30 protein-coding genes, 1 pseudogene and 1 riboswitch are annotated in these 26,023 nt (G+C 59.6%); of the genes and pseudogenes, 14 read left to right on the top strand and 17 right to left on the bottom strand.

Translation table 11 applies throughout. The features are described from left to right. Window positions 1–125 precede the first annotated feature (125 nt). From EDY99_RS15415 to EDY99_RS15400, 5 genes and pseudogenes are all read left to right on the top strand, one after another. Entirely contained in the window at window positions 126–440 is a 315-nt protein-coding gene (locus EDY99_RS15415) for a hypothetical protein (RefSeq protein WP_025303891.1), read from the top strand. A gap of 195 nt (window positions 441–635) precedes the next feature. Next, complete coding sequence (locus tag EDY99_RS15410) at window positions 636–3,713, top strand: autotransporter domain-containing protein (protein ID WP_123061897.1); 3,078 nt, start codon at window positions 636–638, stop codon at window positions 3,711–3,713. A 181-nt stretch (window positions 3,714–3,894) separates the two neighbouring features. Further along, window positions 3,895–4,430, top strand: a pseudogene (locus EDY99_RS24850) (DUF3289 family protein). Window positions 4,431–4,435: 5 nt separating this feature from the next. Further along, window positions 4,436–4,702: a DUF3289 family protein gene (locus EDY99_RS24845; protein WP_239058514.1), complete on the top strand. Its 267-nt coding sequence runs from the start codon at window positions 4,436–4,438 to the stop codon at window positions 4,700–4,702. Beyond that, window positions 4,695–5,147 carry a DUF943 family protein gene (locus EDY99_RS15400; RefSeq protein WP_033644077.1) on the top strand — a complete coding sequence of 151 codons (453 nt, stop codon included), beginning with the start codon at window positions 4,695–4,697 and terminating at the stop codon, window positions 5,145–5,147. Before EDY99_RS24845 ends, EDY99_RS15400 begins: the two co-directional genes overlap by 8 nt. Before the next feature lie 117 nt (window positions 5,148–5,264). Here the strand turns inward: EDY99_RS15400 and rluF are convergent, their stop codons facing one another. Next, complete coding sequence (rluF, locus tag EDY99_RS15395; protein ID WP_123061896.1) at window positions 5,265–6,134, bottom strand: 23S rRNA pseudouridine(2604) synthase RluF; 870 nt, start codon at window positions 6,132–6,134, stop codon at window positions 5,265–5,267. Window positions 6,135–6,406: 272 nt separating this feature from the next. Between rluF and EDY99_RS15390 the strand changes: the two genes are divergently transcribed. From EDY99_RS15390 to EDY99_RS15380, 3 genes are read left to right on the top strand one after another with little or no spacing between them, the layout of a single operon-like run. Further along, window positions 6,407–6,940 (top strand): type IV secretion protein Rhs, encoded by a 534-nt coding sequence (locus EDY99_RS15390; protein ID WP_123061895.1) that lies wholly within the window; start codon window positions 6,407–6,409, stop codon window positions 6,938–6,940. 8 nt (window positions 6,941–6,948) lie between these two features. Then, complete coding sequence (locus tag EDY99_RS15385; protein ID WP_049866702.1) at window positions 6,949–7,329, top strand: putative T6SS immunity periplasmic lipoprotein; 381 nt, start codon at window positions 6,949–6,951, stop codon at window positions 7,327–7,329. Between the two features lie 55 nt (window positions 7,330–7,384). After that, complete coding sequence (locus tag EDY99_RS15380; protein WP_047574036.1) at window positions 7,385–7,630, top strand: DUF1158 family protein; 246 nt, start codon at window positions 7,385–7,387, stop codon at window positions 7,628–7,630. Between the two features lie 21 nt (window positions 7,631–7,651). On the opposite strand, the gene EDY99_RS15375 is transcribed toward EDY99_RS15380, so the two are convergent. Further along, window positions 7,652–8,101: a helix-turn-helix domain-containing protein gene (locus tag EDY99_RS15375; protein WP_042785200.1), complete on the bottom strand. Its 450-nt coding sequence runs from the start codon at window positions 8,099–8,101 to the stop codon at window positions 7,652–7,654. Window positions 8,102–8,196: 95 nt separating this feature from the next. Between EDY99_RS15375 and EDY99_RS15370 the strand changes: the two genes are divergently transcribed. Continuing rightward, a complete protein-coding gene (locus tag EDY99_RS15370) occupies window positions 8,197–9,420 on the top strand; it encodes an MFS transporter (protein ID WP_123061894.1) in 1,224 nt (407 codons plus the stop codon). On the opposite strand, the gene EDY99_RS15365 is transcribed toward EDY99_RS15370, so the two are convergent. Then, window positions 9,417–9,842, bottom strand: a complete 426-nt coding sequence (locus EDY99_RS15365; RefSeq protein ID WP_060660359.1) for a GNAT family N-acetyltransferase — start codon at window positions 9,840–9,842, stop codon at window positions 9,417–9,419. The genes EDY99_RS15370 and EDY99_RS15365 overlap by 4 nt on opposite strands. A gap of 142 nt (window positions 9,843–9,984) precedes the next feature. Continuing rightward, window positions 9,985–10,081: riboswitch (TPP riboswitch) on the top strand. A 35-nt stretch (window positions 10,082–10,116) separates the two neighbouring features. Between EDY99_RS15365 and thiM the strand changes: the two genes are divergently transcribed. The 3 genes from thiM to EDY99_RS15350 all read left to right on the top strand — a co-directional run bounded on the left by thiM (window position 10,117) and on the right by EDY99_RS15350 (window position 12,250). Then, window positions 10,117–10,908, top strand: coding sequence for a hydroxyethylthiazole kinase (gene thiM, locus EDY99_RS15360; RefSeq protein WP_060424900.1), 792 nt, complete (start codon window positions 10,117–10,119; stop codon window positions 10,906–10,908). Beyond that, window positions 10,908–11,708: a bifunctional hydroxymethylpyrimidine kinase/phosphomethylpyrimidine kinase gene (thiD, locus tag EDY99_RS15355; RefSeq protein WP_123061893.1), complete on the top strand. Its 801-nt coding sequence runs from the start codon at window positions 10,908–10,910 to the stop codon at window positions 11,706–11,708. Before thiM ends, thiD begins: the two co-directional genes overlap by 1 nt. Window positions 11,709–11,791: 83 nt before the next feature. After that, on the top strand, window positions 11,792–12,250 hold the full coding sequence (locus tag EDY99_RS15350) for an inhibitor of vertebrate lysozyme family protein (RefSeq protein WP_033639640.1): 459 nt from the start codon (window positions 11,792–11,794) through the stop codon (window positions 12,248–12,250). 39 nt (window positions 12,251–12,289) lie between these two features. Here EDY99_RS15350 and gutQ read toward each other — a convergent pair whose 3' ends face one another. The 9 genes from gutQ to yegS form a co-directional block, all read right to left on the bottom strand. Continuing rightward, window positions 12,290–13,261 carry an arabinose-5-phosphate isomerase GutQ gene (gutQ, locus tag EDY99_RS15345; RefSeq protein ID WP_123061892.1) on the bottom strand — a complete coding sequence of 324 codons (972 nt, stop codon included), beginning with the start codon at window positions 13,259–13,261 and terminating at the stop codon, window positions 12,290–12,292. After that, window positions 13,254–14,027 (bottom strand): DNA-binding transcriptional repressor, encoded by a 774-nt coding sequence (locus EDY99_RS15340; RefSeq protein ID WP_033644070.1) that lies wholly within the window; start codon window positions 14,025–14,027, stop codon window positions 13,254–13,256. Before EDY99_RS15340 ends, gutQ begins: the two co-directional genes overlap by 8 nt. An 83-nt stretch (window positions 14,028–14,110) precedes the next feature. Then, window positions 14,111–14,467, bottom strand: coding sequence for a transcriptional regulator GutM (gene gutM, locus EDY99_RS15335; protein WP_004941515.1), 357 nt, complete (start codon window positions 14,465–14,467; stop codon window positions 14,111–14,113). A gap of 46 nt (window positions 14,468–14,513) precedes the next feature. After that, a complete protein-coding gene (srlD, locus tag EDY99_RS15330; protein ID WP_033644069.1) occupies window positions 14,514–15,293 on the bottom strand; it encodes a sorbitol-6-phosphate dehydrogenase in 780 nt (259 codons plus the stop codon). 10 nt (window positions 15,294–15,303) lie between these two features. Further along, window positions 15,304–15,666, bottom strand: a complete 363-nt coding sequence (srlB, locus tag EDY99_RS15325) for a PTS glucitol/sorbitol transporter subunit IIA (protein WP_004941520.1) — start codon at window positions 15,664–15,666, stop codon at window positions 15,304–15,306. 22 nt (window positions 15,667–15,688) lie between these two features. Next, window positions 15,689–16,672, bottom strand: coding sequence for a PTS glucitol/sorbitol transporter subunit IIB (locus EDY99_RS15320; protein WP_033644068.1), 984 nt, complete (start codon window positions 16,670–16,672; stop codon window positions 15,689–15,691). Window positions 16,673–16,687: 15 nt separating this feature from the next. Continuing rightward, window positions 16,688–17,236: a PTS glucitol/sorbitol transporter subunit IIC gene (locus EDY99_RS15315; RefSeq protein WP_004941528.1), complete on the bottom strand. Its 549-nt coding sequence runs from the start codon at window positions 17,234–17,236 to the stop codon at window positions 16,688–16,690. 235 nt (window positions 17,237–17,471) lie between these two features. After that, entirely contained in the window at window positions 17,472–18,521 is a 1,050-nt protein-coding gene (gene fbaB, locus EDY99_RS15310; protein ID WP_033644067.1) for a class I fructose-bisphosphate aldolase, read from the bottom strand. A 261-nt stretch (window positions 18,522–18,782) separates the two neighbouring features. Further along, window positions 18,783–19,688 (bottom strand): lipid kinase YegS, encoded by a 906-nt coding sequence (yegS, locus tag EDY99_RS15305; RefSeq protein WP_033644066.1) that lies wholly within the window; start codon window positions 19,686–19,688, stop codon window positions 18,783–18,785. Between the two features lie 29 nt (window positions 19,689–19,717). On the opposite strand from yegS, the gene EDY99_RS24645 reads away from it, so the two are divergent. Further along, a complete protein-coding gene (locus EDY99_RS24645; RefSeq protein ID WP_139120358.1) occupies window positions 19,718–19,939 on the top strand; it encodes a hypothetical protein in 222 nt (73 codons plus the stop codon). Window positions 19,940–20,155: 216 nt separating this feature from the next. Here EDY99_RS24645 and yegQ read toward each other — a convergent pair whose 3' ends face one another. After that, window positions 20,156–21,508, bottom strand: coding sequence for a tRNA 5-hydroxyuridine modification protein YegQ (gene yegQ, locus EDY99_RS15300; protein WP_047574075.1), 1,353 nt, complete (start codon window positions 21,506–21,508; stop codon window positions 20,156–20,158). Between the two features lie 178 nt (window positions 21,509–21,686). Next, complete coding sequence (locus EDY99_RS15295) at window positions 21,687–22,025, bottom strand: YegP family protein (RefSeq protein WP_033644064.1); 339 nt, start codon at window positions 22,023–22,025, stop codon at window positions 21,687–21,689. Between the two features lie 285 nt (window positions 22,026–22,310). On the opposite strand from EDY99_RS15295, the gene EDY99_RS15290 reads away from it, so the two are divergent. Then, entirely contained in the window at window positions 22,311–22,493 is a 183-nt protein-coding gene (locus EDY99_RS15290) for a hypothetical protein (protein WP_033644063.1), read from the top strand. Here EDY99_RS15290 and baeR read toward each other — a convergent pair. The 3 genes from baeR to mdtD are packed head-to-tail and all read right to left on the bottom strand — an operon-like array spanning window position 22,490 to window position 26,015. Next, a complete protein-coding gene (gene baeR, locus EDY99_RS15285) occupies window positions 22,490–23,206 on the bottom strand; it encodes a two-component system response regulator BaeR (RefSeq protein WP_033644062.1) in 717 nt (238 codons plus the stop codon). The two genes, EDY99_RS15290 and baeR, sit on opposite strands and share 4 nt — an antisense overlap. After that, on the bottom strand, window positions 23,206–24,588 hold the full coding sequence (gene baeS, locus EDY99_RS15280; protein WP_033644061.1) for a two-component system sensor histidine kinase BaeS: 1,383 nt from the start codon (window positions 24,586–24,588) through the stop codon (window positions 23,206–23,208). The genes baeR and baeS overlap by 1 nt, the downstream gene beginning before the upstream one ends. Beyond that, entirely contained in the window at window positions 24,585–26,015 is a 1,431-nt protein-coding gene (gene mdtD / locus EDY99_RS15275) for a multidrug transporter subunit MdtD (protein WP_033644060.1), read from the bottom strand. The genes baeS and mdtD overlap by 4 nt, the downstream gene beginning before the upstream one ends. Window positions 26,016–26,023 lie beyond the last annotated feature (8 nt).

Genomic DNA, 26,023 nt, shown 5'->3' with positions numbered 1-26,023 from the left:
CAACCCTCCCTACTTTAGGAGGGTTTTTTCGTTTAGGAAAGGGAAATATATTATTCGAGGATTTGGATAAGAGAAAACATAAAGCCAATCGGTAATTTTAACTGATTGGTTATAAAGGATAATTTATGAAGAAACCACTTATCGCTTTAACCGTTACGATGATGATAGCCGGTTGTTCCACCCTGAAAACCGATCAGGCCATTCCGCTGTTGCAGGCGGAAACCGCTAAAATGCTGGGCCTGGGTTCATCGGACGAAATTACCGTGACCAATGTCAATGGCGCGCAGCCGGATGCGTTGGGCGGCCAAAAACTTTCTTATCGCGCCACCACAGAAAAAGGCCGAATTTTCGATTGTTCATCGCTGATGATGCCGGGAATTTTAGGCTCCTCGCCGTCGCTGAGCGCGCCGACCTGTACACCGGTAGTCACCCATAAATAATTCGCTTTGGAGGCGGTATTGCCGCTTCCTGGTTTTCCATCGTCGGAGCGCCAGCGCCGGGGGGCAATAAGCTTTTGCTTCGACGATCAATAAACCTGCGTGCGCGGAATAACGCCTCATACCTCCTCTAGCGCATTGAGTTTTCTTATAACAATACATTCCGCGACATCACGCTAACGAGTACGGAGATAGCCCGTGAATGACACGACATCGCATTCTTTAGCGGTTAAAACACCGCTTTCCAAACTTTACCTCGCTCTATTTTCCGCGCCGCTGTTGATGCTGGCGCCCGCCGATATCGCTCGCGCAGACGATGCCATTTTTGACGGCGACTCAAAAATTACCGAATCATTGGCCTACACCGGGGACGTTTATGTCGGCCGTAACCAAAGCGGCAACCTGCTGATCGAGAATGGCAAGATCAGCGCCTATAACATCAATATCGGCCGGATGTTCAACGGCCAAATTCATGACAGCGTAGTCACGGTCCGCGGGCCGAACGCCGAGCTGAATGCGGTGAACGATCAGTTCGTGCTGCGCGGCGGCCTCAATCTGGGGCGGGGCACTTTGCGGGTTGAAGACGGTGCGCTGGCCAGCGCGAAAGAGATCGTGGTCGGCACCACCCGTGGCTATGACAGCCACCTTATCGCCACCGGCGCCGGTTCTCGCGTTACCAGCAATTTTCTCAGCGTCGGCACCGATCTGGGGGCACGTTCCACGCTGGCGATTGAAGACGGCGCGGTGCTGAACACTGCCTTTGACGCACGCATCGGCAATGGCAGCGGGCCGGGTGAGACCGATACGCTGAGCCCGAAAGCCACGGTCAAGGGGGACAATTCCCAGTGGAACGTCGGCCGTGCGCTCACGCTCTACGGCGATCTGGACGTGCTGAACGGCGCTGCGGTCAACGTCGGTAATATTCAGGTGGCGGGCGTCTCGGGCGCGCGTAAAACTGCCGAGCTGACGATCGCCGGCAACGGCTCACGGTTTACCAGCGGCAGCAGCGTCAACGTCGGCGATTACGGCAACGGCGTGTTGGCGGTCATGGACGGCGGGACATTCTCCGCCGGCGGCAACGAAGTGGTGCTGGGCAAGACCGGTTCCGGCTCGAACCGCGGCGCGCTGATTATCGGCAGCCGCGGCAATATGGACACCGGCACCGGGTTAACCGAACCGACGCTCGGCGCGGCGGGCGCTGCAGGCACTATCGATGCCCAGACGGCGATCGCCCTGCGAGGCGGATTGTTCCGCAGCTATGTGTACTTTAACCATACCGACGGCAATTACGTTTTCAGCAACAAGATGAGCGGCGAAGGCGAGGTGATCAACAGCGCCGGGCACACGACGCTGAACGGCGATCTCTCTGAGCTGCAGGCGAACGTCACCGCGCGCGGCGGCAAGCTCATCATCGCCAGCGACATCAATACCCAGAAAGAAGACGACATCTTCGAGATCCAAACCCTCGGCGCCGAGAACGGCGGCACGCTGATCCTTAACGCGACGGCGGGCACCGACGTCAATAACGGGCTGGGCTACAGCAGCGCCGCGTCGATCAAGGCCGGCGGCACGCTGGGCGGCAACGGCACGCTGGGCCAGACCGAGATCCAGTCCGGCGGCCATATCTCGCCCGGCGACGGCAATATCGGCACGCTGACGCTGAAACGCTACCTGAACTTTATCGGCGAATCCTTCTATGACGTCGATATCGCCGGCGACGGCCGCAGCGATCAACTGCTGGTGGCGGGCAAAACCACCATCAGCGATCGGGCCAAGGTGCAGGTTACGGCGCTGGATCCACAAACCAGCTATAAAACCGGCCAAAGCTACCGCATTCTGACCTCGGACGGCGGCATTGACGGCCAGTTCGCGTCGGCGGTCTCCAAGTCCGCCTTCCTCGATGTGGCGTTAAAACACAGCGCCAACGCCGTGGATCTGACTATCGCGCAGAAAGACACGGGCGGTGAAAACCCAGGCGGCGAGAATCCGGGTGGGGAAAATCCAGGTGGTGAGAATCCGGGCGGAGAAAACCCTGGCGGTGAGAATCCAGGGGGCGAGAATCCAGGGGGCGAGAATCCAGGGGGCGAGAATCCGGGCGGAGAAAACCCAGGCGGGGAAAATCCGGGGGGCGAGAATCCAGGCAGCGGCAAGCCGGGCATTTTCCAAACGGTGGCCGAGAGCGGCAACCAGTGGAATACCGCCGGCGCGCTCTCCACGCTGGCGCAGCGCGGTCCTTCACTGGCGCTATACAACTCGCTGCTGCTGCTGAGCGCGCCGGAAGCGCGCGAGGCGTTCAATCAGCTGTCCGGCGAAGTCTATCCGTCGATGCAGTCTAACCTGATCGCCGGCAGCACCCAGCTGTTCAACGTGCTGAACCAGCGCATGCTGCGCCTGTTCGACAATGACAGCCTGCCGATACCGCCGTTGGCGATGTCGCTGGTGCAACCGGCGCAGGCGCAAAACAGCGGCGTCTGGGGCCAGACCTTCAGTTCCTGGGGCAGGAACAGCGGCAACGGCAACGTGGGCAAGCTGGATGGCAACACCACCGGCTTCCTGTTGGGGGCGGATCGCAAGCTGGCGGACCATAACGTGCGCATCGGCGGTTACTTCGGTTACAGCCGCGGCGATTATGACGTCGACAGCCGCCGCTCCAAGGCCGATACCGACAACTACCACCTCGGCCTGTATGCGGCCGGGCAACAGGATGCGTTCTCGCTGCGCGGCGCGCTGGGTTACACCTGGCACAAGATTGAAGGCAAGCGCAACGTCGATTTCAGCGGCTTCTCGGATCGGCTGAAGTCGGATTATGACGCGAACTCGCTGCTGGCGTTCACCGAAGCGGGTTACCGTTTCGGCCAGCCGGAGATGAACGTCGAACCGTTCATCAACCTGAGCTACATCCGCCTGCATACCGACAGCTTCCAGGAGTCGGGTGGCGCGGCGGCGCTGAGCGTGCGCAATGAAACGATGGACACCTTCTACTCCACGCTCGGGGTGCGCGGCGTGACCGAACTGCCGAAGAACGTCAGCCTTTACGGCTCGCTCGGCTGGCAACATGCCTACGGCGATAAGAACACCTCATCGCGCATGGCGTTTGCCGGCAGCGACGCGTTCGTTACTCAGGGCCAGGCCGTGGATGACAACGTGATGGTGGGCGATATCGGCGTGAGCGTGAAGCTGTCGCGCGCTGCGACGTTGGATGTTGGCTATCAGGGGCAATTCGGCGCCGATACCCGCGTCAATTCGGTCAACGCCAACCTGCGCTGGTCGTTCTGATTTTTCCTCTAGACTTCTCTGGTACTTTCAGGCCCGCTTGATGCGGGCCTTTTTTATGGTGGGCATTAAGTTTCCCGTGAGCCTGCGTAAGGGGGCGCTAAGACATTTCCCGATATGAGCAGGGCGGGATTGTCTGTATGATTAATGCTCTTCTTGGTATGGGCAAGGGACTGATTTTCCAATGCGTGAATTGACAAGGCCGTTAACGATTTTCACCAGTAAGAAGCCTTTTAACGACCGTTTTGCGGATGATATGCAATATGGCGATATGGATGAACGTCACTTAAGCAACGGTATCGCTTGGGGCAAGTATCAACGTTTATCGATTGGAGTACTTATAAATCGCCCTATGATCATCCGGCAACGCGAAATATTCCGGCAGCAGGAAAAGAAAAGGCGGTTGCCATGCTTTTTGATGAGCTGAGAGCTGCATCGAGATACTTTTCTTTTACTGGCGTTTATCAAGGCTTGATAGTTAAGCTCTTCAATCACATGCAGGGCAATAACGGAACTGACTTTCAAGATGTTCAAATGGATTTAGCCTATAAAAGGCGGATACTGAGCGATAAATCAGAAAATAGTACGCTAATTCGAATTAAAAGTGTTCTCGACACCTTTGACTTTAACTCATATCGGCTGAATAAAGAGGCATTTGCTCTTCAGTTATCACAGAGCCGTTTGCCAAAGTATGTTCGCTGGGGAGACTGCATAAGATAAATGGAATGGGAGTCAGTGTGCATGAGGTCAACAGTACAGAGATCAGTGTTGATTCTTTGGTTTTTCAAGGTAATAGATATACTGCCGTGATTAGCTATAAAGCTCAGGATCATTTTGGATTGGATAAAGAAGATATTAGCAAGTTAAAGTTTAATTCTATTGGTTTTTTCAGGATTTGGTTTGTACTTCAAAGGTATAAAGAGTTCGCGTTTAGACCCTTTTTCACCAACTTTGGCGCGAAGATAATAGTGACAGGTGAAAACTATGCTTAACAAGAAAAAGGTTGCGTTCTTTTCTTTGGTTGCCGTAGCGGCTTTTTGGTTGGTTTGGGTGCTTGTCAGGCCGGCTAATGTTGTGCGGGTTGATGGTGCTGCTGTTTATGTTCAATACCTTCCGTTGACCACGGAAGGTAAAATATCTTGGTGGAATGATAATAAAGATAAACTTCAGGAAAAATATCATATTATCAAAGACGAGAGTCACTTTACCGTTGCCGTAATGAATTTTGATGGCTATGTTGCCGCTCCGACGGGTAGCAATGATGGAAGTGTTGATGACTATCATTGTTTTGCCGAGGGCGATGCCAAGAACAAATGTATCTATAAGGATATAGCGATGATTATTAATGGTGATGCTAATAAAAGGATTTTTATCAGTCTGGATGGGAAGACTTTTGCTCAAGAGCCTGACGGTAAGACCACGCTGTTAAAAAAATAGTGACTCTTACTCTTACCCCCTGATTTTTCCTCGTTTTCAATCAGACTCGTCTAGGTGGTGGTCAGGGTTTCGCCCTCGCCAAGCCCGCGCAACGGCGGGCTGAGCAGGGAAGGACGTTTAACGCCCTTTTTTCTTGCGTCCTGGCTGGGTAAAGCGCTTGCGGCCGGCCGGCGCAGCGGTTTTATCGGCGCTTTTCGGTCCGCTGGCGCTCGGTTTTTTCGCCGGGGCAGATTTGGCCGGGGCTTTCTTCATCGGTTTAGCCTCGGACGAAGAGCCTTCAATCAGCTTGAACAGCTCAATCAGCTCGTCATCGGTCAGATCGCGCCATTCGCCCAGCGGCAAGCCTTTCAGGCTGACGTTCATGATGCGCGTGCGTTCCAGCTTGGTGACCTCATAGCCGAAGTGTTCGCACATGCGGCGGATTTGGCGGTTCAGCCCCTGCACCAGCGTGATGCGGAACACGAACGGCGCTTCTTTCTTCACCTTGCACTTTTTGGTCACCGTGCCAAGCATCGGCACGCCGGCGCCCATGCCGCGAATAAACTCGTCGGTCACTGGCTTGTTGACCGTCACCAGATACTCTTTCTCGTGATTGTTGCCGGCGCGCAGGATCTTGTTGACCAGGTCACCGTGGTTGGTCAGAAAGATCAGCCCCTGCGAATCCTTGTCCAAGCGGCCGATCGGGAAGATGCGCTTGCTGTGGTTGACGAAGTCGGTGATGTTGTCGCGCTCGCCGTCCTCGGTGGTGGTGACGATGCCGACCGGTTTGTTCAGCGCAATCAGCACCAGATCTTCTTCATTGCGCGGTTCGATCAGCTGACCGTTAACCTTCACCACATCGCCGGCAAATACCTGGGCGCCAACGGTGGCGCGTTTACCGTTGATGAAAACGTTGCCCTGTTCGATGTATCGATCGGCGTCGCGGCGTGAGCAGATACCGCTCTCGCTAATGTATTTGTTCAGACGAATGGATGAGTTAGTCAGCATGGGATCTCCGTAAAACGCGGACTATACATTACCCGGATGGCGCTGCGAAGCGAATCATGCAGGGGGGGCTGGATACGCGTATCCTGACCACGGTTGCTACAAAGGTATTTGCAATATTTTTCTCGTTTAATTAATTATAGAAAATCGATGGGGATTTCCCTGAAAGTCATTCAAGTTATAAATGGATTATGCCAAATGCAATTCTTTAAGAGTTCATGTATAGATTCATTTTAAAAAAGTATTAGGATATCGATAAATTCAAGGAGGGATAAATGAACGCATTGGCCGAAGAAGGGACATTACGACGTATGACCATAGGGGAAATAAAATTGGCTCGCCATATATATGGAAACTCAATTATATATGGTCGTGTATGGATACACTGTGATAGCTATTTCCCGTTTGGCTTACAAAACAAAAGTTATGCCATGGCACCTAATGATGAGTTATGGTTACGGAGGGAGCTCTATAAAGACGATTTTTCTGATAATAGGGTTCTGATAGAAGATAAACATCTTTTCATCCATGAATTGGGGCATGTATGGCAACATCAGCATGGACAATGGGTAAGAATGCGTGGGTTGTTTAGTTGGGCGGCTGAGTACAACTATCGTCTTGATAGAAATAAAATTACTGATTACTCGCTGGAACAACAAGCTTCGATTTTTGCTGATTACTGGCTGCTGTTGGTTTATGGTATTGAAACGTGGCGTTATTATCAACGTCCTGGACGAGTGGGTAGGTACAGGGGAACCGATAGTTTGCGTGACATTCATGCACTTTATCAAAAAATTATTAGGGGATGAGAGGGAGCATGAAAAAATATGTGGTTCTATTCACGGCCTGCTTCTTGGTCGGCTGTCCGGGGCCTGGCGATAAGTTTACTCCGCGTTTCCCCGCCGTCGTCACTGCCAAAGATAACCATGTCTGCATTCTTTCTTCTATGAAGGCGGGGGATAATATCCGCTTCGTTCAGATTTATAGCGAATCAGGCGATAAGCTCATTAAAGATATCGATAATGACGCTTTTTTTGTTGAACCGGGGAGGTGCATGCCGGTATTCGACTATGCTTTTCGGCCAGGGAGGCGCTATTCCGTCGCCTACGATGTACAGACACCCGAAGGTTCGCATTTGATTACCGCCGCATTCATGGTTGTCTCCGACGAACGGGGCAACCTGAGGGTTAACGATTAACGTATGTTCTTAGGTTCAGTTTGTTGGGCTGCGTTAGGTTGTAGAATGAAAGGCTATGAAAAAATTTGCCCTGTTGCTCGCTAACGTATTGGCTGTTGTTGGGCTGGCTGTGCTGACAATAAAGCCTTTTCCTGTACCCAGGCTAAACCAGAATCAAACCGCTTGGCTGATTGACGCCAGTGAGTTTTTTCATTTTAACGATACGGAATGGTTTGGCGCGCTCGTTTTTGGCGCGGTTTATTTGTTGGCTGGATGTCTGGAATGGTTCTTTATCCGCCTAATCTTTCAACGGGTGAGCTGAGGACACCGTCATTAACTCTCATCACCGTTCCCCCACCTTCACCACCCGGGTGTTAAGCGGGGTGAGCGTCTGCCCGGCGTTGCCGATCGGCGTCAGGCGCGGCACGGGGCGGCCGCTGTCGCTTTCCACCAGCGTTGAATGCGCCTCTCCTTCGGCGAACAAATGATCTTCCCCCCACTGGCGCAGGCCAACGATCACCGGAAATAGCGCGCGGCCTTTCTCGGTCAGCACATACTCCTGATAGGCACTGCCGTCTGCGGCGGGCACGATCTCCAGCACGCCGTGCGTCACCAGGGCGCGCAGCCGGGTGGCAAGGATGTTCTTCGCCATCCCCAGCCCTTTTTGAAATTCGCTGAAGCGGGTGACGCCGTCGAAGGCGTCGCGCACGATCAGCAGCGACCACCAGTCGCCAATCACATCCAGCGTGCGCGCCACCGGGCACGGCGCGTCTTCCAGGCTCTTACGTTTCACGACGATTATCTCCTGCTGCACATTCTGGTTGCATTATAAAACCTCTGCGCCTAAAGTTCATTGGGTTTAATAATGAAACCACATTGAGGTGTACGATGAGCGACAAACTGCTGGAACCTCCCTGTGCGGCATTGGGGCGCCTGCCGGCCGCCCTGGTGCTGCTGTTGGCCGCCGCCAGCGCCTTTAGCGTGGCCAACGTTTACTATGCGCAGCCGCTGTTAGACGCCATCGCCCGCGATTTTTCCATCAGCCTGGCGGCGGTCGGCATGGTGATCGCCGTGACTCAGTTGGGCTGCGCGCTGGCGTTGCTGTTGGTGGTGCCGCTGGGGGATCGGTTGAACCGGCATCGATTGCTGGCGGGGCAACAGCTGGGGCTGATCGCTGCGCTGCTGCTGGTGGGCTGGGCGCCCAGTGCGGCCTGGCTGCTGGTGGGGATGATGTTGGTGGGGCTACTGGGCACCGCCATGACGCAGGGCCTGATCGCGTTCGCCGCCGCCCTGGCGCCGCCGCAGGAGCGCGGGCGGGTAGTCGGCGCGGCGCAGGGCGGGGTGGTGCTGGGGTTGCTGCTGGCGCGCACCTTGTCCGGCGCGCTGGCGGACGTCGGCGGCTGGCGCACGGTGTACTTCTTCTCTGCCGGAGTGACGTTGGTATTGCTGCCGATCCTGTCGCGCCTGCTGCCAGCGCCACGCACCGTTCCCAGCACGCTGAGTTATCCCGCGCTGCTGGGTTCAATGTTGAGCCTGTTGCTGCATGACCGCACGCTGCAAATTCGCGGCATGCTGGCGCTGCTGATGTTCGGCGCTTTCAGCCTCTTTTGGAGTTCGCTGGTGTTGCCGCTGAGCCGGCCGCCGTTCAACTTCACCCATGCCGCAGTGGGAGCGTTCGGCCTGGTCGGCGCGGTGGGCGCGCTGGCGGCGGTGCGCGCCGGGCATCTGGCGGATCGGGGGTTGGGGCAGGCGGCCAGCGGCACATGTCTGCTGCTGTTGACGCTGGCCTGGCTGCCGCTCGGTTTGCTCGGCAGCGGCCTGGTTTGGCTGGTGGCGGGCATCGTGCTGCTGGATCTGGCGGGCCAGGCGATCCACGTGCTGAACCAGAGCATGATTTTCAGCGCGCACCCGCAGTCGCACAGCCGGCTGGTGGCCTGCTACATGCTGTTTTACGCCGTCGGCAGCGGGCTGGGCGCCTTTGCCGGCACCCATGTGTACGCCTGGGCGGGCTGGAGCGGCGTCTGCTGGCTGGGGGCGGGCGTCAGCCTGAGCGCATTGCTGTTTTGGCGGCTGACGCTGCGCGGGATGCCGGATGCGGCGGGTAAGGATTAGCGGGCCGGTGAGTGCATCAGGTAATAATCTTCTTCGCCGTCGTTGCCGGTGGAGATGATGCGCCAGCCGTGCTTGCGGTAGAACGCCAGCGCTTTTTCATTTTTCACCAGGCATTTCAGCGAACCGGTGGCGGTGAAGGTGGCTTGCGCCGCATGCAGCAGCGCACTGCCGACGCCGCGCGGCGGCTGATGGGGATCGACATACAGGTTATGAATGAAGTTATCTTCGCGGTAGACGGAGACGAATCCCAGCAGCACGCCGCCGTCTTCCGCCACCCAAATCGCTTCGCCCAGCGTCGCGCCGTCGAAATCTTCCAACTGATAGTTTGAGGTATCGCGCCAGCCGAACGCCGCCTTGCGCGACGCCAGGTACAGCGTGCGCAGGAAGGGGCGATCGGTCTCTTGGTAGGGTCTTATCTGCATGGCATCTCCCGGTGGTTTGTGCTCACTATAGCGCATTGCGCGGCGTATGCCTGCCGAGCCAATTTATTCGCTTGTTTGTCCGCGCCGCCGCTGGCATGATCCCCTGCAGGGATTAACGCAACGTTGATCACAACCTATTGATTTTCATGACTCGGGGTGCCCTTCTACGTGAAGGCTGAGAAATACCCGTATTACCTGATCTGGATAATGCCAGCGTAGGGAAGTCACGGCCGCCCAGCCGGCGCCGCCTTCTTGAACGCCGGTTGGGAGGAATATGATCGCTCGACCTGATGCACTACCCGGCGCGCGCGCCGCGGCCTGTCTGACCCAATTCCAACAGCGGCCTCCGCTGATCCACTGCCTGACCAACGAAGTGGTGCAATCGCTGACCGCCAACGTGCTATTGGCGCTCGGCGCCTCCCCGGCGATGGTGGTGGAGCCGCAAGAGGCGGCGCAGTTCAGCGCGCTGGCCGATGGCCTGCTGATCAACGTCGGTACCCTCAATGCGCTGCGCGCCGAATCGATGCGGGCGGCGGTGGCCGCCGCCAATCGGGCCGGCAAGCCCTGGACGCTGGATCCGGTGGCGGTCGGCGCGCTCTCCTACCGCACCGCCTTTGCTAAACAGCTGCTGGACGAGAAACCGGCGGCGATACGCGGCAACGCCTCGGAAATCATGGCGCTCAGCGGGTTGCTGGCCAGCGGCCGCGGGGTTGACAGCGGCGACGATTCGCTGGCGGCCTTGCCCGCCGCGCGTGAGCTGGCGCAGCGCAGCGGCGCGGTGGTGGCGGTCACCGGCGCGGTGGATTACGTCACCGACGGCCAACGCGATTGGGCGATCGAAGGCGGTTCCCCGCTGATGACGCGGGTGGTGGGCACCGGCTGCGCGCTGTCGGCGGTCGTGGCGGCGTTTTGCGCCCTGCCGGGCGATCGCCTGGACAACGCGGCGACCGCCTGCCGGGTGATGTCCCACTGCGGCGGTCTCGCGGCCAGACAGGCCGGCGGGCCGGGCAGCTTTACGCCGGCGTTCCTCGATGCGCTGTATCAACTGCGCGGGGAGGATCTGTGATGAAACGCATTAACGCGCTGACCATCGCCGGCACCGATCCCAGCGGCGGCGCCGGTATTCAGGCCGATTTGAAGGCCTTCTCGGCGCTCGGCGCCTACGGCACCTCGGTGATCACCGCGCTGGTGGCGCAAAATACCCGCGGCGTGCAGTCGGTGTATTACATCGATCCGGCGTTCGTCGCCGCGCAGCTGGACTCGGTGTTCAGCGACGTGCGCATCGACAGCGTCAAGATCGGCATGCTGGCCAACGCCGACATCGTGCAGGCGGTGGCCGAACGGCTGCGCCATTACCGGCCGGAATTCGTGGTGCTGGATACCGTGATGCTGGCGAAAAGCGGCGATCCGCTGTTGGCGCCGGAGGCGGTGGCGTCTATCCGGCGCGAGCTGTTGCCGCGGGTGTCGATCATTACGCCGAACCTGCCGGAAGCGGCGGCGCTGCTGGCGTGCGCGCCGGCGGAAGATGAAGCGCAGATGCGCGAGCAGGGGCGGGCGCTGCTGGCGATGGGCTGTCGGGCGGTGCTGATGAAGGGCGGCCACCTGAGCGAAAGCGAGAGCCCGGACTGGTTGTTTACCGCCGAAGGCGAGCAGCGCTTTACGGCGCCGCGCGTCGCCACCCGCCACACCCACGGCACCGGTTGCACGCTCTCGGCCGCGCTGGCGGCGCTGCGCCCGCGCCATGCCGACTGGGCGGCCACGGTGGCCGCCGCCAAGGACTACCTGCAACACGCGCTGCAACAGGCGGACACGCTGGAAGTGGGGCACGGCATCGGGCCGGTGCATCATTTTCACGCCTGGTGGTGAGTCAACTTTTTGCCGCAACCGTGGTCTGACTAGTTCAGGCCCGGTTTACGGGCGAAACCTGATTTAACCTAGGGAGAAGGACTATGACGGGACACCAGGCGCTGCGTTGCGCCCTCTTCGGCGCACTGCTCAGCTTCAGCGCGGGCAGCTTCGCTCAGCAGATCGTCACCACATCGGATTTGATTCAGCAGCCGGGGTATCAGGCCAGCTGGCAAAACATGGTCAAAGGCCAGGCGCGGATGCCGGGCTGGGCGCGCAAGGGCGTCGGCACCTCTACGCCGGCGCAGAATCTGAACTGGAAGGGCAAAGAGTATCTGGTCGGCAATCTGTGCAAACCGCACGACTGCGGCAACAACTTTTTGATCGTGGCGTTCAGCGCAGATAAATCCCAGGCCTGGGGCGTGCGGGTGGAAGTGGAAGATCGGCCGGAAGCCGTCGATCATCCGAAGAAGTATGCCAAGTACCAGTGGCTCGGCAAGCCGAATGACGACATGAAGGCGCTGCTGAAGCAGCAGTTCGAGAACAATCCTGACTGGAAATGATCTGACCGGGGGCGCCGGTGATGGCGCCCCCGGCGTTGATCAGCCGATGCCGGCCTGATGCAGATCGTGCAGGTTGAGCGCCCCCACCAGCACGCCGTCCATATCGACCACCGGGGCCGCGCTGATGTGCTGTTCGTGCAGCGCCTCCAGCGCCTCGCCGGCGCGCCATTGCTCCGGCAGCCGATAGCCGGGGCGGGTGATCGCCGGGCTGAGCGGATCCTGCAGGCTGTTGCCTTTCACCAGCCAGCGGCGCAGGTCGCCGTCGGTAAACACGCCCACTACCCGCTGCTGCGCGTCGCACACCGCCACCAACCCGAGCCCGGTGCGGCTCAGTTCCAGCATCGCTTCCATCACGTTGGCGCTTTCGCTCACGCGCGGCAGGCGATCGCCGGTGCGCATCAGGTGATGCACGCGGTTCAACAGGCGCGCCCCCAGGCTGCCGCCCGGGTGCGAGCGGGCGAAGTCTTCCGCATTGAAACCGCGCTGGCGCATCAGCGCCATCGCCAGGGCGTCGCCCATCATCAGGGTGTTGACCGCGCTGGAGGTGGGGGCCAGCCCCATCGGGCAGGCTTCGCGCTCGACGCCGATATCCAGTACGCAGGCCGCGCCCTGCGCCAGCGGCGATTCTTTGCCGCCGGTGATGGCGAGCACCGGAATGCCGTTCTCCGCCAGCAGCGGCAGGATCAGGTCCAGCTCTTTGGCGCGGCCGGAATAGGAGATGAACACCACCACGTCGTCGGCGCCGATCATGCCGAGATCGCCGTGCAGCGCCTCCGCCGGATGAACGAAGAACGACGGCGTGCCGGTGCTGGCCAGCGACGCGGCGATTTTTTTGCCGATATGGCCGGACTTGCCGATGCCGGAAATCACCGCTTTGCCGCGGCAGTTCAGCAGCAGCTCGCAGGCGCAGACGAAATTGTCATCCAGGCGCGCCAGCAGGCGCTGCGCTTCGGTCAACTCGATCTCCAGCGTTTCGCGGGCGAAGGCGAGCAGGGCGTTGGCGTTACTCATCGGGGTCTCCTACCAGAATGATATTGATGCCTTTCGCCTGCAGGGCGGCGAGGTAATCGGGGTTAATGTCTCGGTCGGTGATCAGCGTATCGACGGCGCTGAGTTCGCACACCACGTTCGGGCTCTTGCGGCCGAATTTCGAGGAGTCCACCAACAAAATAATGCGGCCGGCGGCTTCGCACATCGCTTTGCTGACGTTGTGCACTTCGTTGAAGGTGGTGACGCCGGCGTTGAGATCGACGCCGTCCGCGCCGATAAACAGCTTGTCGAAGCTGAATTGCTGAAACGCCGATTCGGCCAGGCTGCCGTGGAACGAGGCCGATTTTTTGCGGTAGGTGCCGCCGGGCATCAGGATGGTCTGATCGTTATCCAGCTCCACCAGCGCGTTGACGATGGTCAGGCTGTTGGTCATCACCGTGATGTTATTGAACTGCGCCAGGTGCGGCACCATCTGCAGCACCGTGCTGCCGGCGTCGAAGATCAGCGAGTCGCCGTCGGCGATCAGCGCCACGGCGGCGCTGGCGATGCGGCGTTTTTTCTCGGTGTTGATATGGGTTTTACGGTCGATCGGCTGATCGCCGTCGTCGCGGCTGAGCACCACGCCGCCGTAGGTGCGGATCACCTCGCCTTCTTCTTCCAGCAGGGTGAGATCTTTGCGGATGGTGGTGCCGGTAGTGGAGAAATGCTCGGCCAGGGCGTCCACTGCCGTTTTGCCATGCTGCTGCAGATATTCAAGGATAGCGGCCTGCCGCTGCTTTGGTTTCATCGCGATTCCCGTTCACAAGAGTGGGGCATTTCCCCTCGCTGAATAATTCACTATGAAAGGTAATGCCTTTTAATGTGAAAATATCACGATTTGGGTTCAATCGCTAACGATAGTGCAGACTGGCATGCGCGATCCTCGGGGAAGATCACATCCGGGCGCAAATCCCGCTGATGCAAACCGTGCAAATGAGGCAGCGGGCGGGGCCGGGCGAAAACGGTCAGGCCGCGCAGCAACAGGCTGCCGCACACCCGCCGATCGGCGTCGAAGGCCAGCGCCAGCACCACCCGCGGGCGAAAACGGCCGCCGGAGCGGCCGACGCCGACGGCACCCAGTCGGCATAAGCCGTCGAAGGCGCGGTTGAAACGTTGCAGTTGCCACCAGCCGAAGGCGATTTGCAGCAGCCAGGCCAGCAGCGCGAAGGCGATCAAAGCTTGTGTCATGGGGTTCTCCTTATGCCCCCTTCCGCGGAAGGGGGCGTCGGTGGCCTCAGAACATCACCTGGCCGCCGGTGATGTTGATCGATTGGCCGGTGCAGTAAGAGGCCTTATCGCTGGCGTAGAACAGCAGGGTGTTCAGCACGTCCTGGTAGTCGCAGCCGCGCTTCAGCGGCACTTTGTCGATGTAGTACTGCTCCACCTGGTCCGGCGCGATGCCCAATTTTTGCGCGTACTGCGGCAGCAGCGATTGAAACATCGGCGATTTCAGCAGGTTGCCGAGCATCAGCGAATGCACGGTAATGCCGTATTCCGCCAGATCGAGCGCCAGCGACTGCGTCAGCCCCACGCCGCCGAACTTGGCGGCGCTGTAGCCGGAGTTGTGCTTGCTGCCGACCTTGCCGGACTTGGAGTTGATCTGAATGATGCGCCCGGCGATACCGTCGCGGATCATCAGGCGCGAGAACTCGCGGGCGCAGAGGAAATAGCCCACCAGGTTCACCTGCAGCGAGCGGTCGAAGTCGCCCAGCGGGAAGTCGGTGATCGGCGCCGCCTTGGCGATGCCGGCGCTGTAGACCAGCAGGTTGGTTTGGCCAAACTCCCGGTCAACCGCAGCCGCCAGCGCGATCACGCTCTGCTCGTCGGTGGCGTCGGCCTGAAAACCGCAGGCGCTGCCTGCGCCGTACTCTTCGTTGATCTGCCGCGCCACCCGATTGGCGTTGTCGGCGTTCAGATCGGCCACTGCCACCCGATAGCCGGCCTGCGCCAGCCCGTGGGACAAAAAGGCGCCTAACGTTTGGCCGCCGCCGATCACTACAGCTACTTCAGACATGGTCTACTCCTTATGCGATAAATGACAGCGTGCTGCCCAACGGGATATCGGTCGGCGTCGGGCCGGAAACGTGGATCGAGCCGGGGAATTCGGCTTCGGCTTCGCCGTCGAAGCGTACGGTGATGTGGCCGAGCTCGCGCAGATTCTGCGTGGCAACGCTGCCAACGGCGGTGATGGCGTAGCGCTGCTGCGCCAGTTCCATCACGCCGCCCACCTGCAGTTCGCCGGCGGTCGCGCCGTGGCGGTGGATGAAGCAGAACTCTTCGATATCCGCCGGCGCGCCTTCACGGAAAGTGATCAGCATGTTGTCCAGCAACGCGTCGCGGGCGCAGCCGCCGATCTGCGTGATGGTGGTATGAAAAATGGTGTGCATAAACGTCTCCCTGGAAATCATGCTATTGATAAATAAAGGCCGAGGCGGCCCAGGCGATCAGGACCGTTGGCGCGCCGGTCAGAAAGCGGCCAACCAGCACTGAAGGCACGCCGACCCGTACGGTGTCCTGTTTGGCTTCCGCCAGCGACAGGCCGACCGGAATGAAATCGCAGGCGGCCTGCGCGTTGATGGCGAACAGCGCGGGCAGCGCCAGCTGCGGCGGAATATGGCCGAGACCGATCTGCACCCCGACCAGCACGCCGATCACTTGGGCGATGACCGCGCCGGGGCCGAGGAACGGCGACAGCAGCGGGAATGAGCAGATCAGCGCCAGCGTCACCAGGCCGATCGGGCTGTTGGCCAGCGGCGTCAGGCCGTGAGCGATAAAGTCCCCGAGGCCGGAGGCCATGATGATGCCGATCAAGGCCGAGACGAATGCCATAAACGGCAGAATGGTCTTCAGCACGGTGTCGATAGTGTCGCGCCCGGCCTGGAAGAACACCGCCACCACCGATCCCATGCCCATGCCGACCTTCGCCAGCAGCCCGTCGCTTTGTTCGGTGATCTTCTTGCTGGTGTCGTAGTCACGCGCCTTGGGCGGCGCTGCAACGGCGGCGGCGGCGAGTGGGTTCTCTGTCGCGTCGATTCGGCTGATGTTGTGGTCGCGCACGCCGGAGACATAGATGTCTTCGAGGATAAACTGCGCCAGCGGGCCGGACTGGCCGGTGGCGTGGATGTTGACCGTCGGAATACGGCGTTTCGGGTACAGGCCGCAGCGCAGGGTGCCGCCGCAGTCGATCACCGCCACGCCGATCTCTTCCGCCGGCGGCTCGCCCTCTTTGAAACCGTCGACGGCGGGCCAGCCGGTCAATTCGCTGAGGCGATCGACGATCGAAGGCCGGGTGCCGGCGGTGATGTACACCACTTTCTTGCCGGGCTCTATCGGCAGCTCCAGGGGGCCACCCCAGCCGCTGGCGCCTTTTTCAATACGGATATAAGCACTCATGCTGCACTCCACGAATTAAAGTTGCACCTGGCGATCCAGACGGATGCCCATCTTGCGTTCGAACAGGCTGGTGGTGAGATCGGTGACCCAGCCGCGGAAGAAGTTGGTGAACAGCCCCACCAGGAAATAGCTCACCGCCAACGGGCCGAGCGGCAGGCCGAGGGTGGTCAGGCCGCTGGCGATGCCGAGGTAAACGAACAGCTCGCCGGGGTTGATGTGCGGAAACAGGCCGTTCATCGAGTGGCAGCTGTAGGAGGCCGCCGCGTAGTAGCTCGGCTTGTATTTCTCCGGCATGAAGCGCCCCAGGCTGAGGGTCATCGGGTTGCAGAAGACAAAGGTGCCGATCAGCGGCAGCAGCAGATAACGCGAGACGGGGTTGCCCGCGCAGCGCTGCGCCAATCGTTCGATACGTTCCTGGCCAACAAATTTGATCAGCGCGTTCATGATAACCAACAGGCTGATCAATAAAGGCAAAATGCCGGTCACCATGCCGACAAACACTTCACCGCCTTTTTGAAACAGGCCGATAAACCACTCGGCGCCGTGGGTGATTAGCTCAATCATTATGTTCTCCTGTAATGGACTGATATGGCCTGGAGCGAACGGCGGCTCTGTCGCCATGGGCCTTACAGTAGTCACTTTGTTGGGCTATTTGTTTTAAATGGATCACAATTTGAAAGATAAATATTTTATTTTGAAAGTTTAAAGTGAAAGAAAGAGAAGGTCTGTGGCACGAGGGGGAGAAAACGGGCACAAAAAAGCCCGGCGAACCGGGCTTTGGGACAGGCGGTCTGTCACATCAGGCGATGGTGACCTTCTTGTCCAGGTAGGCGTCTTGTACGGCGTTGATCAGCGCCACGCCGTCTTTCATCGATTTCTTAAACGCTTTACGCCCCAGGATCAGGCCCATGCCGCCGGCGCGTTTGTTGATCACTGCGGTGCGCACCGATTCCTGCAGATCGTTCTCACCGGCGGCGCCGCCGGAGTTGATCAGCCCGGCGCGGCCCATGTAGCAGTTGGCCAGCTGGTAGCGCACCAGATCGATCGGGTGATCGGTGGTCAGCTTGGTGTAGACGCGATCGTCGGTATAGCCGAATTTCACCGCGCGGTAACCGCCGTTGTTTTCGGCCATTTTCTGTTTGACGATGTCGGCGCCGATGGTGGCGGCGATGTGGTTGGCCTGGCCGGTCAGATCGGCGCTGGAGTGGTAGTCCACGCCGTCCTTGTTGAACGCCGGGTTGCGCAGATAGGCCCACAGCACCGTGACCATGCCCAGCTCATGCGCGCGCTCGAAGGCGATCGAGATCTCTTCGATCTGGCGGCGCGACTGCTCGGAGCCGAAGTAAATGGTGGCGCCAACCGCCACTGCGCCCATGTTGAACGCCTGCTCGACGCTGGCGTACAGGGTCTGGTCGTACTGGGTCGGGTAGCTCAGCGTTTCGTTGTGGTTGAGTTTGACCAGGAACGGAATTTTATGCGCATAGCGGCGCGATACCGACGCCAGCACGCCGTAGGTGGAGGCGACGCAGTTACAGCCGGCTTCAATCGCCAGCTCGACGATGTTCTTCGGATCGAAATACAGCGGATTGGCGGCGAACGAGGCGGCGGCGGAGTGCTCGATGCCCTGATCGACCGGCAGGATCGACAGGTAGCCGGTGCCGGCCAGGCGGCCGTGGTTGAACAGGGTTTGCATCGAACGCAGCACGCTGTTGGGACGGTTGTTATCGATCATTACGCGGTCGACGAAGTCGGCGCCCGGCAGGTAGAGATTCTCGGCGGGGATAGTGGTACAGCGGTGTTGCAGCAGATCTTCCGCTTCCTTTCCTAGCAACTGCACAATATCAGTCATGATTCACTCCCGATTAAGCTTCTTCATACACCGGCAATGCAAGGGTTTTTGACCACCGGCGAAGTAAAAAAGCGGTGATTGAAGCTGTAAAGCGATACTACCGAACTTGATCCGGCAAGGACAAACAATAGATGCGATTGAGAGGAAATGCCATTTGCGAGGCCAAATACGCGGGGACGATCGCCCCCGGCGCGCTAAGTGCTTGATTGTTCGATCTCGCCTGCCTTGGTGTTCCGAGCGGCGAGCGGGCGCAGAGCCGGATTAGCCCAGCAGGGCGCAGTTCGGCGGCAGGCGGCATTCGATGGCCTGCGGCACCACTTCGATGCGGAAATGGCGGCCTTTGAGCGGCTCGCCGTCGAGGTTGAAGGTCATCTCATGCGGCGCGTCGATCTCCAGCCACGGCAGCGCGGCGCTGAGGATGCTGTTGCTCTCTTCGTCGTTGAACAGGGCGGCCACCAGCGCCGGCAGCAGTTCATCGGCGATCAGCAGGCGCAGCTGCAACTGCCCGTCGTTAATCAGCGCGTTGGGGCACAGTTCCTGGCCGCCGCCGGCCTGTTTGCCGTTGCCGATGCCGATCACCAGCGCTTCGCCGGCCCAGCGGAAGTCCGGCCCGCGGATTTCACAGCGGTCGGCCTGCAGCGTATCCATGCGCAATAAGCCGTGAACGAAGTAGGACACGCCGCCCAACGCCGCCTTCAGCTTCTCCGGCGTTTCAGTGGTGATACGGGTGCCGAAGCCGCCGGTGGCCATGTTGATGAAGTAGCGCTCGCCGTTGACCTTGGCCAGATCGATAGGCACCGAGCGTCCCTTGATCGCCAGTTGCAGCGCCTGCTCGGGCGAGAGGGGAATGTTGCAGGCCATGGCGAAGTCGTTGGCGGTGCCGAGCGGCAAAATGCCCAGCGCCGGCCGACCTTGCGCCGGCAGTTGCGCCAGCGCGGCGGCCACTTCGTTAATGGTGCCGTCACCGCCGCCGGCGACGACGGTGCCTACGCCGAGCCGAGCGGCTTCCGCGACGTAGCGCGCGGCGTCGCCGTGCTCCCAGGTGACGCGCACGTGCAGCGTTATCTGCTCTTCGCGCAGCCGGTTGACGGCCTGGCGCAGCTCTTCGTTGCCGGCGCCCTTGCCGTTGATGATAAGCAGTGCTGGTGCATGTGAGTGTTGAGGCATTGCCGAGCTCCTCCGGCGGAAAACCAATAATGCCTCAAGATAAACCAGCCCAGGCCGCCAAGCCATCAGAATATTCAGCTAATTCCGGTTATTTCCCATTGCTCCGTGAATATGAAGACGATGCGAATTTATCTGAATTTAACCTGACAATAAGCGCAATTTTAATGGCGGCAGGATTAATCGCTATAGCGTTATTTATATATCGATGTGGCGTTATTATTTTTATTAAAATGGATAACGGGAAAACGTAATGAGAAATAGGCGCGCCGGCGGCAATGGCGGGCCCATAAAGAAAAAGCCAGCCCAAGGGAGATTGGGCCGGCTAAGGAGGTGGTTCCTAGTATTGCTATGCAAATATTTTCGTTGTTCGTTTTAAGCAGCGTGATAGTAACCAAGCTGCGGGCACATTGATGTGATCCAATTCTAATATTTGCTAAAAATCGCCGCCGAATGACGGCGATTCATTGTTAGGCTCCGGCGCTATTTTCTTCCGCCAAATTGCGGATCAGCAAAGCATAATTGAGATCGATATCCTGCGGGATCGGCAAATAAACGATATGGCCGTTGCCCGGCGCGACCTCAATCGGCTCGCCTTTCTTATTTTGCATGCTTTCGAGGGTGAACAGCACGTTGCCGCCCGGCGTCATCATCTCGACGCTGTCGCCGAGTGAGAATTTATTCTTCACGTCGACTTCCGCCCAGCCTTCGCGGCGCACGCCGGTGAACTCGCCGACGAACTGCTGGCGCTCGGAGAGCGAAGAGCCGTATTCGTAGTTCTGCTGCGCTTCGTGCACGTGGCGGCGCAGGAAGCCTTCGGTATAGCCGCGGTGCGCCAGGCCTTCCAGCGTGGTGAGCAGGGTCGGATCGAACGGTTTGCCGGCAACGGCGTCGTCGATGGCGCGGCGGTAGACCTGGGCGGTACGCGCGCAGTAGTAAAAGGACTTGGTGCGCCCTTCGATCTTCAACGAATGCACGCCGAGCTGCGTCAGACGCTCTACGTGCTGGATGGCGCGCAGATCCTTGGAGTTCATGATGTAGGTGCCGTGTTCGTCCTCGAAGGCGCTCATATATTCGCCTGGTTTTTGCGCCTCAGACAGCATGAATACCTTGTCGGTCGGCGTGCCGATGCCCAGCGTCGGCTCGACGGTCTGCACCGGGATCGGCTCGTGCAGGTGCACGATATTGCCGGTGTCGTCCTCTTTGCCTTCTTCCGCCTTGTACTGCCAACGGCAGGCGTTGGTGCAGGTGCCCTGGTTGGGATCGCGCTTGTTGATATAGCCGGACAGCAGGCAGCGGCCGGAGTAGGCCATGCACAGCGCGCCGTGGACGAAGATCTCCAGCTCCATGTCCGGCACTTCGGCGCGGATCTCGGCGATCTCTTCCAGCGACAGCTCGCGCGACAGGATCACGCGGGTCAGGCCCATTTGTTTCCAGAACTTCACCGTCGCCCAGTTAACGGCGTTGGCCTGCACCGACAGGTGGATGTCCATCTGCGGGAAGGCTTCGCGCACCATCATGATCAGGCCAGGATCGGACATGATCAGCGCATCCGGGCCCATATCGACTACTGGTTTCAGATCGCGCAGGAAGGTTTTCAGCTTGGCGTTGTGCGGGGCGATGTTGACCACCACGTAGAATTTTTTACCCAGCGCGTGCGCTTCGTTGATGCCCTGCGCCAGATTCTCGTGGTTGAACTCGTTGTTGCGCACCCGCAGGCTGTAGCGCGGCTGGCCGGCGTAAACCGCATCGGCGCCGTAGGCGAAGGCGTAACGCATGTTTTTCAGCGTTCCGGCCGGGGAGAGAAGTTCCGGTGTAAACATAGTGTGTCTCGGTCTGATTTCAGGTCAGCACCACGCCACCTGATGGCGCAGTAAAAGCGGGGGATTGTAGCCGCGGCGCGGCAAAAAATCAGCAGTTAACCGGATTTATTCAAGGGAGATTGATCCCGGTCAAACGGAAAACGCGCGATGGCGGCCACCGCGCGGGCGAAACGGGGGATCAGGCGCTCAAATCGCGAATATCGGTGGTCGGGCCGTTTTTAATCACCGACTGGATACCGTTTTTGGCTGCGCTTTCGGAGCTGTACATTTCGCTGACGCCGATCACCTGATGGTTCTTGGCCTTCAGCACAAAGTAGGGCTGGTTGCTGGTGCTGTGCTTCAGCTCAAACTGCGCTTCATGCGGCGAATTGGTCTGCACCGAGGCGATGCCGTTCTCCGCCGACGCTTTGCTGGCGTACATCTCGCTGGCCAGAATGATCTCGCCGTTACTGGCTTTCAGGTTGAAGTGGTACTGTCCGTTCTTTGCTTTTTTCAGCTCGTAATGACCGATTGCCATGGTTCTTCTCCTGTAGGTTCCGATTCGTGATGTAAGTGTAGCCAATCGCTTGAAAATCGGTGGCTAAACCTCACAGCAGCTTAGTCGAAAAAATGCGCAATTTTTTTGCGCCGGCGCGGAGTTTTCGCCCGAGAAGCTCGGCGCCGCACGGGAAGCTAAGGGAGGGGCGGTGATTGCGCAGCGCAGTATTTGGGACGTCTAAGCCGTGGAACACTCGCGATTTCATCTTGGCGGGTTCACCTCGCAGAGATAAAATAGGGCAAATTTTGCACAGGAGCGCCAAGGATGGAAAAAATCGAACGGTCAGTAGGAAATGATAAAAGCGAGGGCAGCGATAAAGGTTGGGAGCCTCTGTTGAGAATGATCGCTAACACAGCCCTACCACACGACTTCCTGCTGTCGGATGAGCGACAACAGGGTGTGGCTGACCGCGCGCCTTGGTGGAACGCGGTCGATTCTCTTCCCTAAACCCCATTCACCAGCCGGCAGGGTTCGGCTTCCCAGCGGTAACCGACGCCGTATACCGAGCGGATAAAGGATTTTTGCCCGTCGATCAGCTCCAGCTTGCGGCGCAGGTTTTTGATGTGGCTGTCGATGGTGCGGTCGGTGACCACCCGATAGTCGTCATACAGGTTGTTCAGCAGCTGCTCGCGCGAAAATACGTTGCCCGGCTGGCTGGCCAACGTTTTCAGCAGGCGGAACTCCGCCGGCGTCAGATCCAGCAACTGCCCCTGATAGCTGGCCTGGAAACGCGGTTCATCGATGTGCAGCAGGTCATCTTCCCGCGCATTCTCCTGCGGCCGATAGCTGCGGCGCAGGATGGTTTTCACCCGCGCTACCACTTCGCGCGGGCTGTAGGGTTTGCAGATGTAATCGTCGGCGCCGATCTCCAGCCCCAGCAGGCGGTCAATCTCTTCGATTTTCGCTGTCACCATCACGATCGGTACGTCGCTGAAGCGGCGCAGCTCGCGGCACACCGTCAGCCCATCGGCGCCCGGCAGCATCAGATCGAGCAAGATCAGCGCCGGCGGATGCTGGTGCACGGTCGGCACCACTTCGTTGCCGTTGGTCAGCCAACGGGTGGCGTAGCCCGCCGCCTGCAGATAATCCACCAGCAGCTGGCCCAGCTTGGGCTCATCTTCAACAATCATGATCTGCACGGGTTGATTCTGAATGTCCATCAGGGCGCCTTATTTTTTATCGGGGTAGCAAATTCTACTGTAATGCGCACGCCGCCTAAAGGCGAATGCTCGGCGCGGATTTTCCCGTCGTGCGCTTCCACGATGTTGTGGCAGATCGCCAGCCCCAATCCGGAACCGCCGCTGGCGCGGTTGCGCGAGCCTTCCGCCCGGTAGAAACGTTCGAAAATGCGCGTCAGTTGCTGATCGCTGATGCCTGGCGCGCTGTCCTGCCAGCAGAGGGATAGCCGCCCCGGCTGCAGCTCGGCGCTGATTTCCAGCCGGCCGCCGGCATCGGTGTAGCGCAGGCTGTTTTCCAACAGGTTATTGAACAGCTGATTCAGGCGATCGGGATCGCCGAACAGCGGCGCCTGGGGCGGCAGATGGGTGACGATCTCCAGCCCTTTGGCGCGAAAGCGCTCGCGGAAGGCGGCGACGGCGATCTGCAGCAGATGCACGCAGTCCACCGACGATTTGCGATAGGCCAGCGCGCCGAGATCGGAGAGCGAAAGCTGGTGCAGGTCGTCGACCAGTTTGGTCAGGGTGGACACCTCGGCCTGCAGCGAGCTGAGCGACGCGGGCGTCGGCTGGCGCACGCCGTCCTGCAGCGCCTCCAGCTCGCCGCGCAGCACCGCCAGCGGCGTGCGCAGTTCGTGCGACACGTCGGCCATAAAGGCGCGGCGCATCTGTTCATTTTTCTCCAGCGAGGTGGCCAACTGGTTGAAGTCGTGCGCCAGCCTGCCCAGCTCATCCTGGCTGCTGACCGCCACGCGGGCGGTGAAGTCGCCCGCCGCCAATCGATGGGTGCCCGCCACCAGGCGTTTAACCGGGGCCAGCATGCCGCGCGACAGTAGCCAGGTCACCGCCGCCGCCAGCAGGGTGGAGAGCGCGACGATGATCCAGCTGGTGCGGCGCTGCTGGCGATCGAAGTTGATGTCGGTATTGCGCGTCAGGCGTTCGACCGGGGTAGTGAGCACCCAACCGACGATCTCGTTGTTGTAGCGGATCGGGTGGCGCGGCCCCTCTTTCGGCAACGGGCCGGAATGCCCGACCAGCCGATTGAACTGGCTGTCCACCACCCAAAACTGGGTGCGCCAGCCCTTGGGCGGCAGGTTGTGGCTGCTGTCGCTGTTCTGCTCGAACGAACGCATGATTTGGTAGACCACCTGATCGTTGTTGCGCAGGAATATCCAGTTGCCATGATGGCTGTACTGCTCCTCCAGCGCTTCGCTCAGCATGTTGATGCGCTGCTCGTTACTGCTCTTGATGTAGTCGATAAAACCGCGCTCAAAGCTGACGCGCACCCCCCAGTGCATGGTGATCAACACCAGCATGCAGGTGGCGAAAATGGCCAGGAACAGCTTCCCGGTAATGCCTATCTTCATTGCAACCTCGTTGAGCCGGTGCCCGGCTCTTTGGCCAGCGTGCGGTTAGGCGCGCTATCCGCCGGCACGCGCGCGAAGGCCAGCGCGGGCAGGGCGATAATCAACGCCATACAGCAGTAGCTGTAAATAAATGCGCTGTGGATGGCCGGGCTGTCGGCCACCGCCTGGTGATGGGCGAAGCTGCCGATCAAGATGCCGGCGACGCTGACGCCGAGGCTCATCGACAGCTGCATGACCATCGACAACAGGCTGTTGCCGCTGCTGGCCAGCCGGTCCGGCAGGTCTTTCAGCGTCAGGGTATTCATCGCCGAGAAGCGCAATGCGTTGACCATCCCCTGGAAGAACAGTATCACCGGCAGCAGCCACAGCCAGCCGAGCATCGCCGCCAGCAGGAAACTCAGGCTGACCAGCGCCAGCAGCAGCGTGGCGGCCACCAGCACGTTGCGGTAGCCGAAGCGGTTGACCACCTGCACCACGATGCGCTTCATGCCCATGCTGCCGATGATCATCGGGATCATCATCAGCCCGGCGTGGAACGGCGTGAAGCCCATGCCCACCTGCAGAAACAGCGGTGTCATGAACGGCAGCATGCCGCTGCCGATGCGCCCCAGCAGACTGGCCAGCAGCCCGATCTTGTAGGTCGGGGTGCGCAGCAGCCGCAGCGAGAACAGGGCGCGGCTATTGCCGTAGGCATGCCAAACATACCCCAACAACGCCGCCGCGCCCAGCGCCACCAGGCCGGCGATGGCGCCGCCGGTCAGGCCCATGCCTTTGTGGCCGTCGAGCGCCAGCGTCAGCGACGCCATGCCGATCGCCAGCAGGAAAAAGCCGCTGAGATCGAAACGGCGGGTCTGCATTTGGTAGTTGGGCATCAGCAGCAGCGTGGCGATGGCGCCCACGATGCCCACCGGAATATTGATCAGGAAAATCCAGTGCCAGCTGGCGTATTGCACCAGAAGTCCGCCCAGCGCCGGCCCCATCAGCGGGCCGATCTGGCCCGGCAGCGTCACGAAGGTCATCGCCGCCATGTACTGCTCGCGCGGCACGATCTTCATCACCGTCAGGCGGCCGACCGGCACCATCATCGCGCCGCCGATGCCCTGAAGCACGCGCGAGGCGATCAGCTCGTTCAGGGTTGCCGAGCGGGCGCAGAGGAGGGAGCCGAGGGTAAACAGCACGATGGCGCTGAAAAACACCCGCTGTACGCCGACCTTGTCAGCCAGCCAGCCGCTGGCCGGCAGCGTCACCGCCACCGTCAGCACATAGGCGACGATCACCGACTGCATGCGCAGCGGGTTCTCCCCCAGGCTGGCGGCCATCGAGGGCAGGGCGGTATTGACGATAGTGGTATCCAGCGTCTGCATAAAGAAGCCGAACGCCACTATCCAGAGTTGCCAACGTACCGTGGCGGTGTGTTTCATCAGCATCGGTCGGC

The organism is Serratia sp. LS-1, from assembly GCF_003719595.1.
Classification (GTDB): Bacteria; Pseudomonadota; Gammaproteobacteria; order Enterobacterales; family Enterobacteriaceae; genus Serratia; species Serratia ureilytica.
The sequence above is the reverse complement of the archived record's forward strand: the minus strand, read 5'-3'. Positions and strand labels throughout refer to the sequence as shown.

What these genes read in the sequence shown, in the direction of transcription:
- thiD (WP_123061893.1), top strand. Translation starts at nt 10,908, where the DNA reads ATGAAACGCATTAACGCGCTGACCATCGCCGGCACCGATCCCAGCGGC.
- gutQ (WP_123061892.1), bottom strand. Translation starts at nt 13,261, where the DNA reads ATGAGTAACGCCAACGCCCTGCTCGCCTTCGCCCGCGAAACGCTGGAG.
- EDY99_RS15400 (WP_033644077.1), top strand. Translation starts at nt 4,695, where the DNA reads ATGCTTAACAAGAAAAAGGTTGCGTTCTTTTCTTTGGTTGCCGTAGCG.
- EDY99_RS15320 (WP_033644068.1), bottom strand. Translation starts at nt 16,672, where the DNA reads ATGAGTGCTTATATCCGTATTGAAAAAGGCGCCAGCGGCTGGGGTGGC.
- EDY99_RS15390 (WP_123061895.1), top strand. Translation starts at nt 6,407, where the DNA reads ATGAACGCATTGGCCGAAGAAGGGACATTACGACGTATGACCATAGGG.
- EDY99_RS15365 (WP_060660359.1), bottom strand. Translation starts at nt 9,842, where the DNA reads ATGCAGATAAGACCCTACCAAGAGACCGATCGCCCCTTCCTGCGCACG.
- srlB (WP_004941520.1), bottom strand. Translation starts at nt 15,666, where the DNA reads ATGCACACCATTTTTCATACCACCATCACGCAGATCGGCGGCTGCGCC.
- rluF (WP_123061896.1), bottom strand. Translation starts at nt 6,134, where the DNA reads ATGCTGACTAACTCATCCATTCGTCTGAACAAATACATTAGCGAGAGC.
- mdtD (WP_033644060.1), bottom strand. Translation starts at nt 26,015, where the DNA reads ATGCTGATGAAACACACCGCCACGGTACGTTGGCAACTCTGGATAGTG.
- fbaB (WP_033644067.1), bottom strand. Translation starts at nt 18,521, where the DNA reads ATGACTGATATTGTGCAGTTGCTAGGAAAGGAAGCGGAAGATCTGCTG.
- baeR (WP_033644062.1), bottom strand. Translation starts at nt 23,206, where the DNA reads ATGGACATTCAGAATCAACCCGTGCAGATCATGATTGTTGAAGATGAG.
- yegQ (WP_047574075.1), bottom strand. Translation starts at nt 21,508, where the DNA reads ATGTTTACACCGGAACTTCTCTCCCCGGCCGGAACGCTGAAAAACATG.
- EDY99_RS15315 (WP_004941528.1), bottom strand. Translation starts at nt 17,236, where the DNA reads ATGATTGAGCTAATCACCCACGGCGCCGAGTGGTTTATCGGCCTGTTT.
- EDY99_RS24645 (WP_139120358.1), top strand. Translation starts at nt 19,718, where the DNA reads ATGCCTCAAGATAAACCAGCCCAGGCCGCCAAGCCATCAGAATATTCA.
- EDY99_RS15350 (WP_033639640.1), top strand. Translation starts at nt 11,792, where the DNA reads ATGACGGGACACCAGGCGCTGCGTTGCGCCCTCTTCGGCGCACTGCTC.
- srlD (WP_033644069.1), bottom strand. Translation starts at nt 15,293, where the DNA reads ATGTCTGAAGTAGCTGTAGTGATCGGCGGCGGCCAAACGTTAGGCGCC.
- EDY99_RS15290 (WP_033644063.1), top strand. Translation starts at nt 22,311, where the DNA reads ATGGAAAAAATCGAACGGTCAGTAGGAAATGATAAAAGCGAGGGCAGC.
- EDY99_RS15370 (WP_123061894.1), top strand. Translation starts at nt 8,197, where the DNA reads ATGAGCGACAAACTGCTGGAACCTCCCTGTGCGGCATTGGGGCGCCTG.
- gutM (WP_004941515.1), bottom strand. Translation starts at nt 14,467, where the DNA reads ATGACACAAGCTTTGATCGCCTTCGCGCTGCTGGCCTGGCTGCTGCAA.
- EDY99_RS15415 (WP_025303891.1), top strand. Translation starts at nt 126, where the DNA reads ATGAAGAAACCACTTATCGCTTTAACCGTTACGATGATGATAGCCGGT.
- EDY99_RS24845 (WP_239058514.1), top strand. Translation starts at nt 4,436, where the DNA reads ATGGGAGTCAGTGTGCATGAGGTCAACAGTACAGAGATCAGTGTTGAT.
- baeS (WP_033644061.1), bottom strand. Translation starts at nt 24,588, where the DNA reads ATGAAGATAGGCATTACCGGGAAGCTGTTCCTGGCCATTTTCGCCACC.
- EDY99_RS15380 (WP_047574036.1), top strand. Translation starts at nt 7,385, where the DNA reads ATGAAAAAATTTGCCCTGTTGCTCGCTAACGTATTGGCTGTTGTTGGG.
- EDY99_RS15385 (WP_049866702.1), top strand. Translation starts at nt 6,949, where the DNA reads ATGAAAAAATATGTGGTTCTATTCACGGCCTGCTTCTTGGTCGGCTGT.
- EDY99_RS15295 (WP_033644064.1), bottom strand. Translation starts at nt 22,025, where the DNA reads ATGGCAATCGGTCATTACGAGCTGAAAAAAGCAAAGAACGGACAGTAC.
- thiM (WP_060424900.1), top strand. Translation starts at nt 10,117, where the DNA reads ATGATCGCTCGACCTGATGCACTACCCGGCGCGCGCGCCGCGGCCTGT.
- EDY99_RS15340 (WP_033644070.1), bottom strand. Translation starts at nt 14,027, where the DNA reads ATGAAACCAAAGCAGCGGCAGGCCGCTATCCTTGAATATCTGCAGCAG.
- yegS (WP_033644066.1), bottom strand. Translation starts at nt 19,688, where the DNA reads ATGCCTCAACACTCACATGCACCAGCACTGCTTATCATCAACGGCAAG.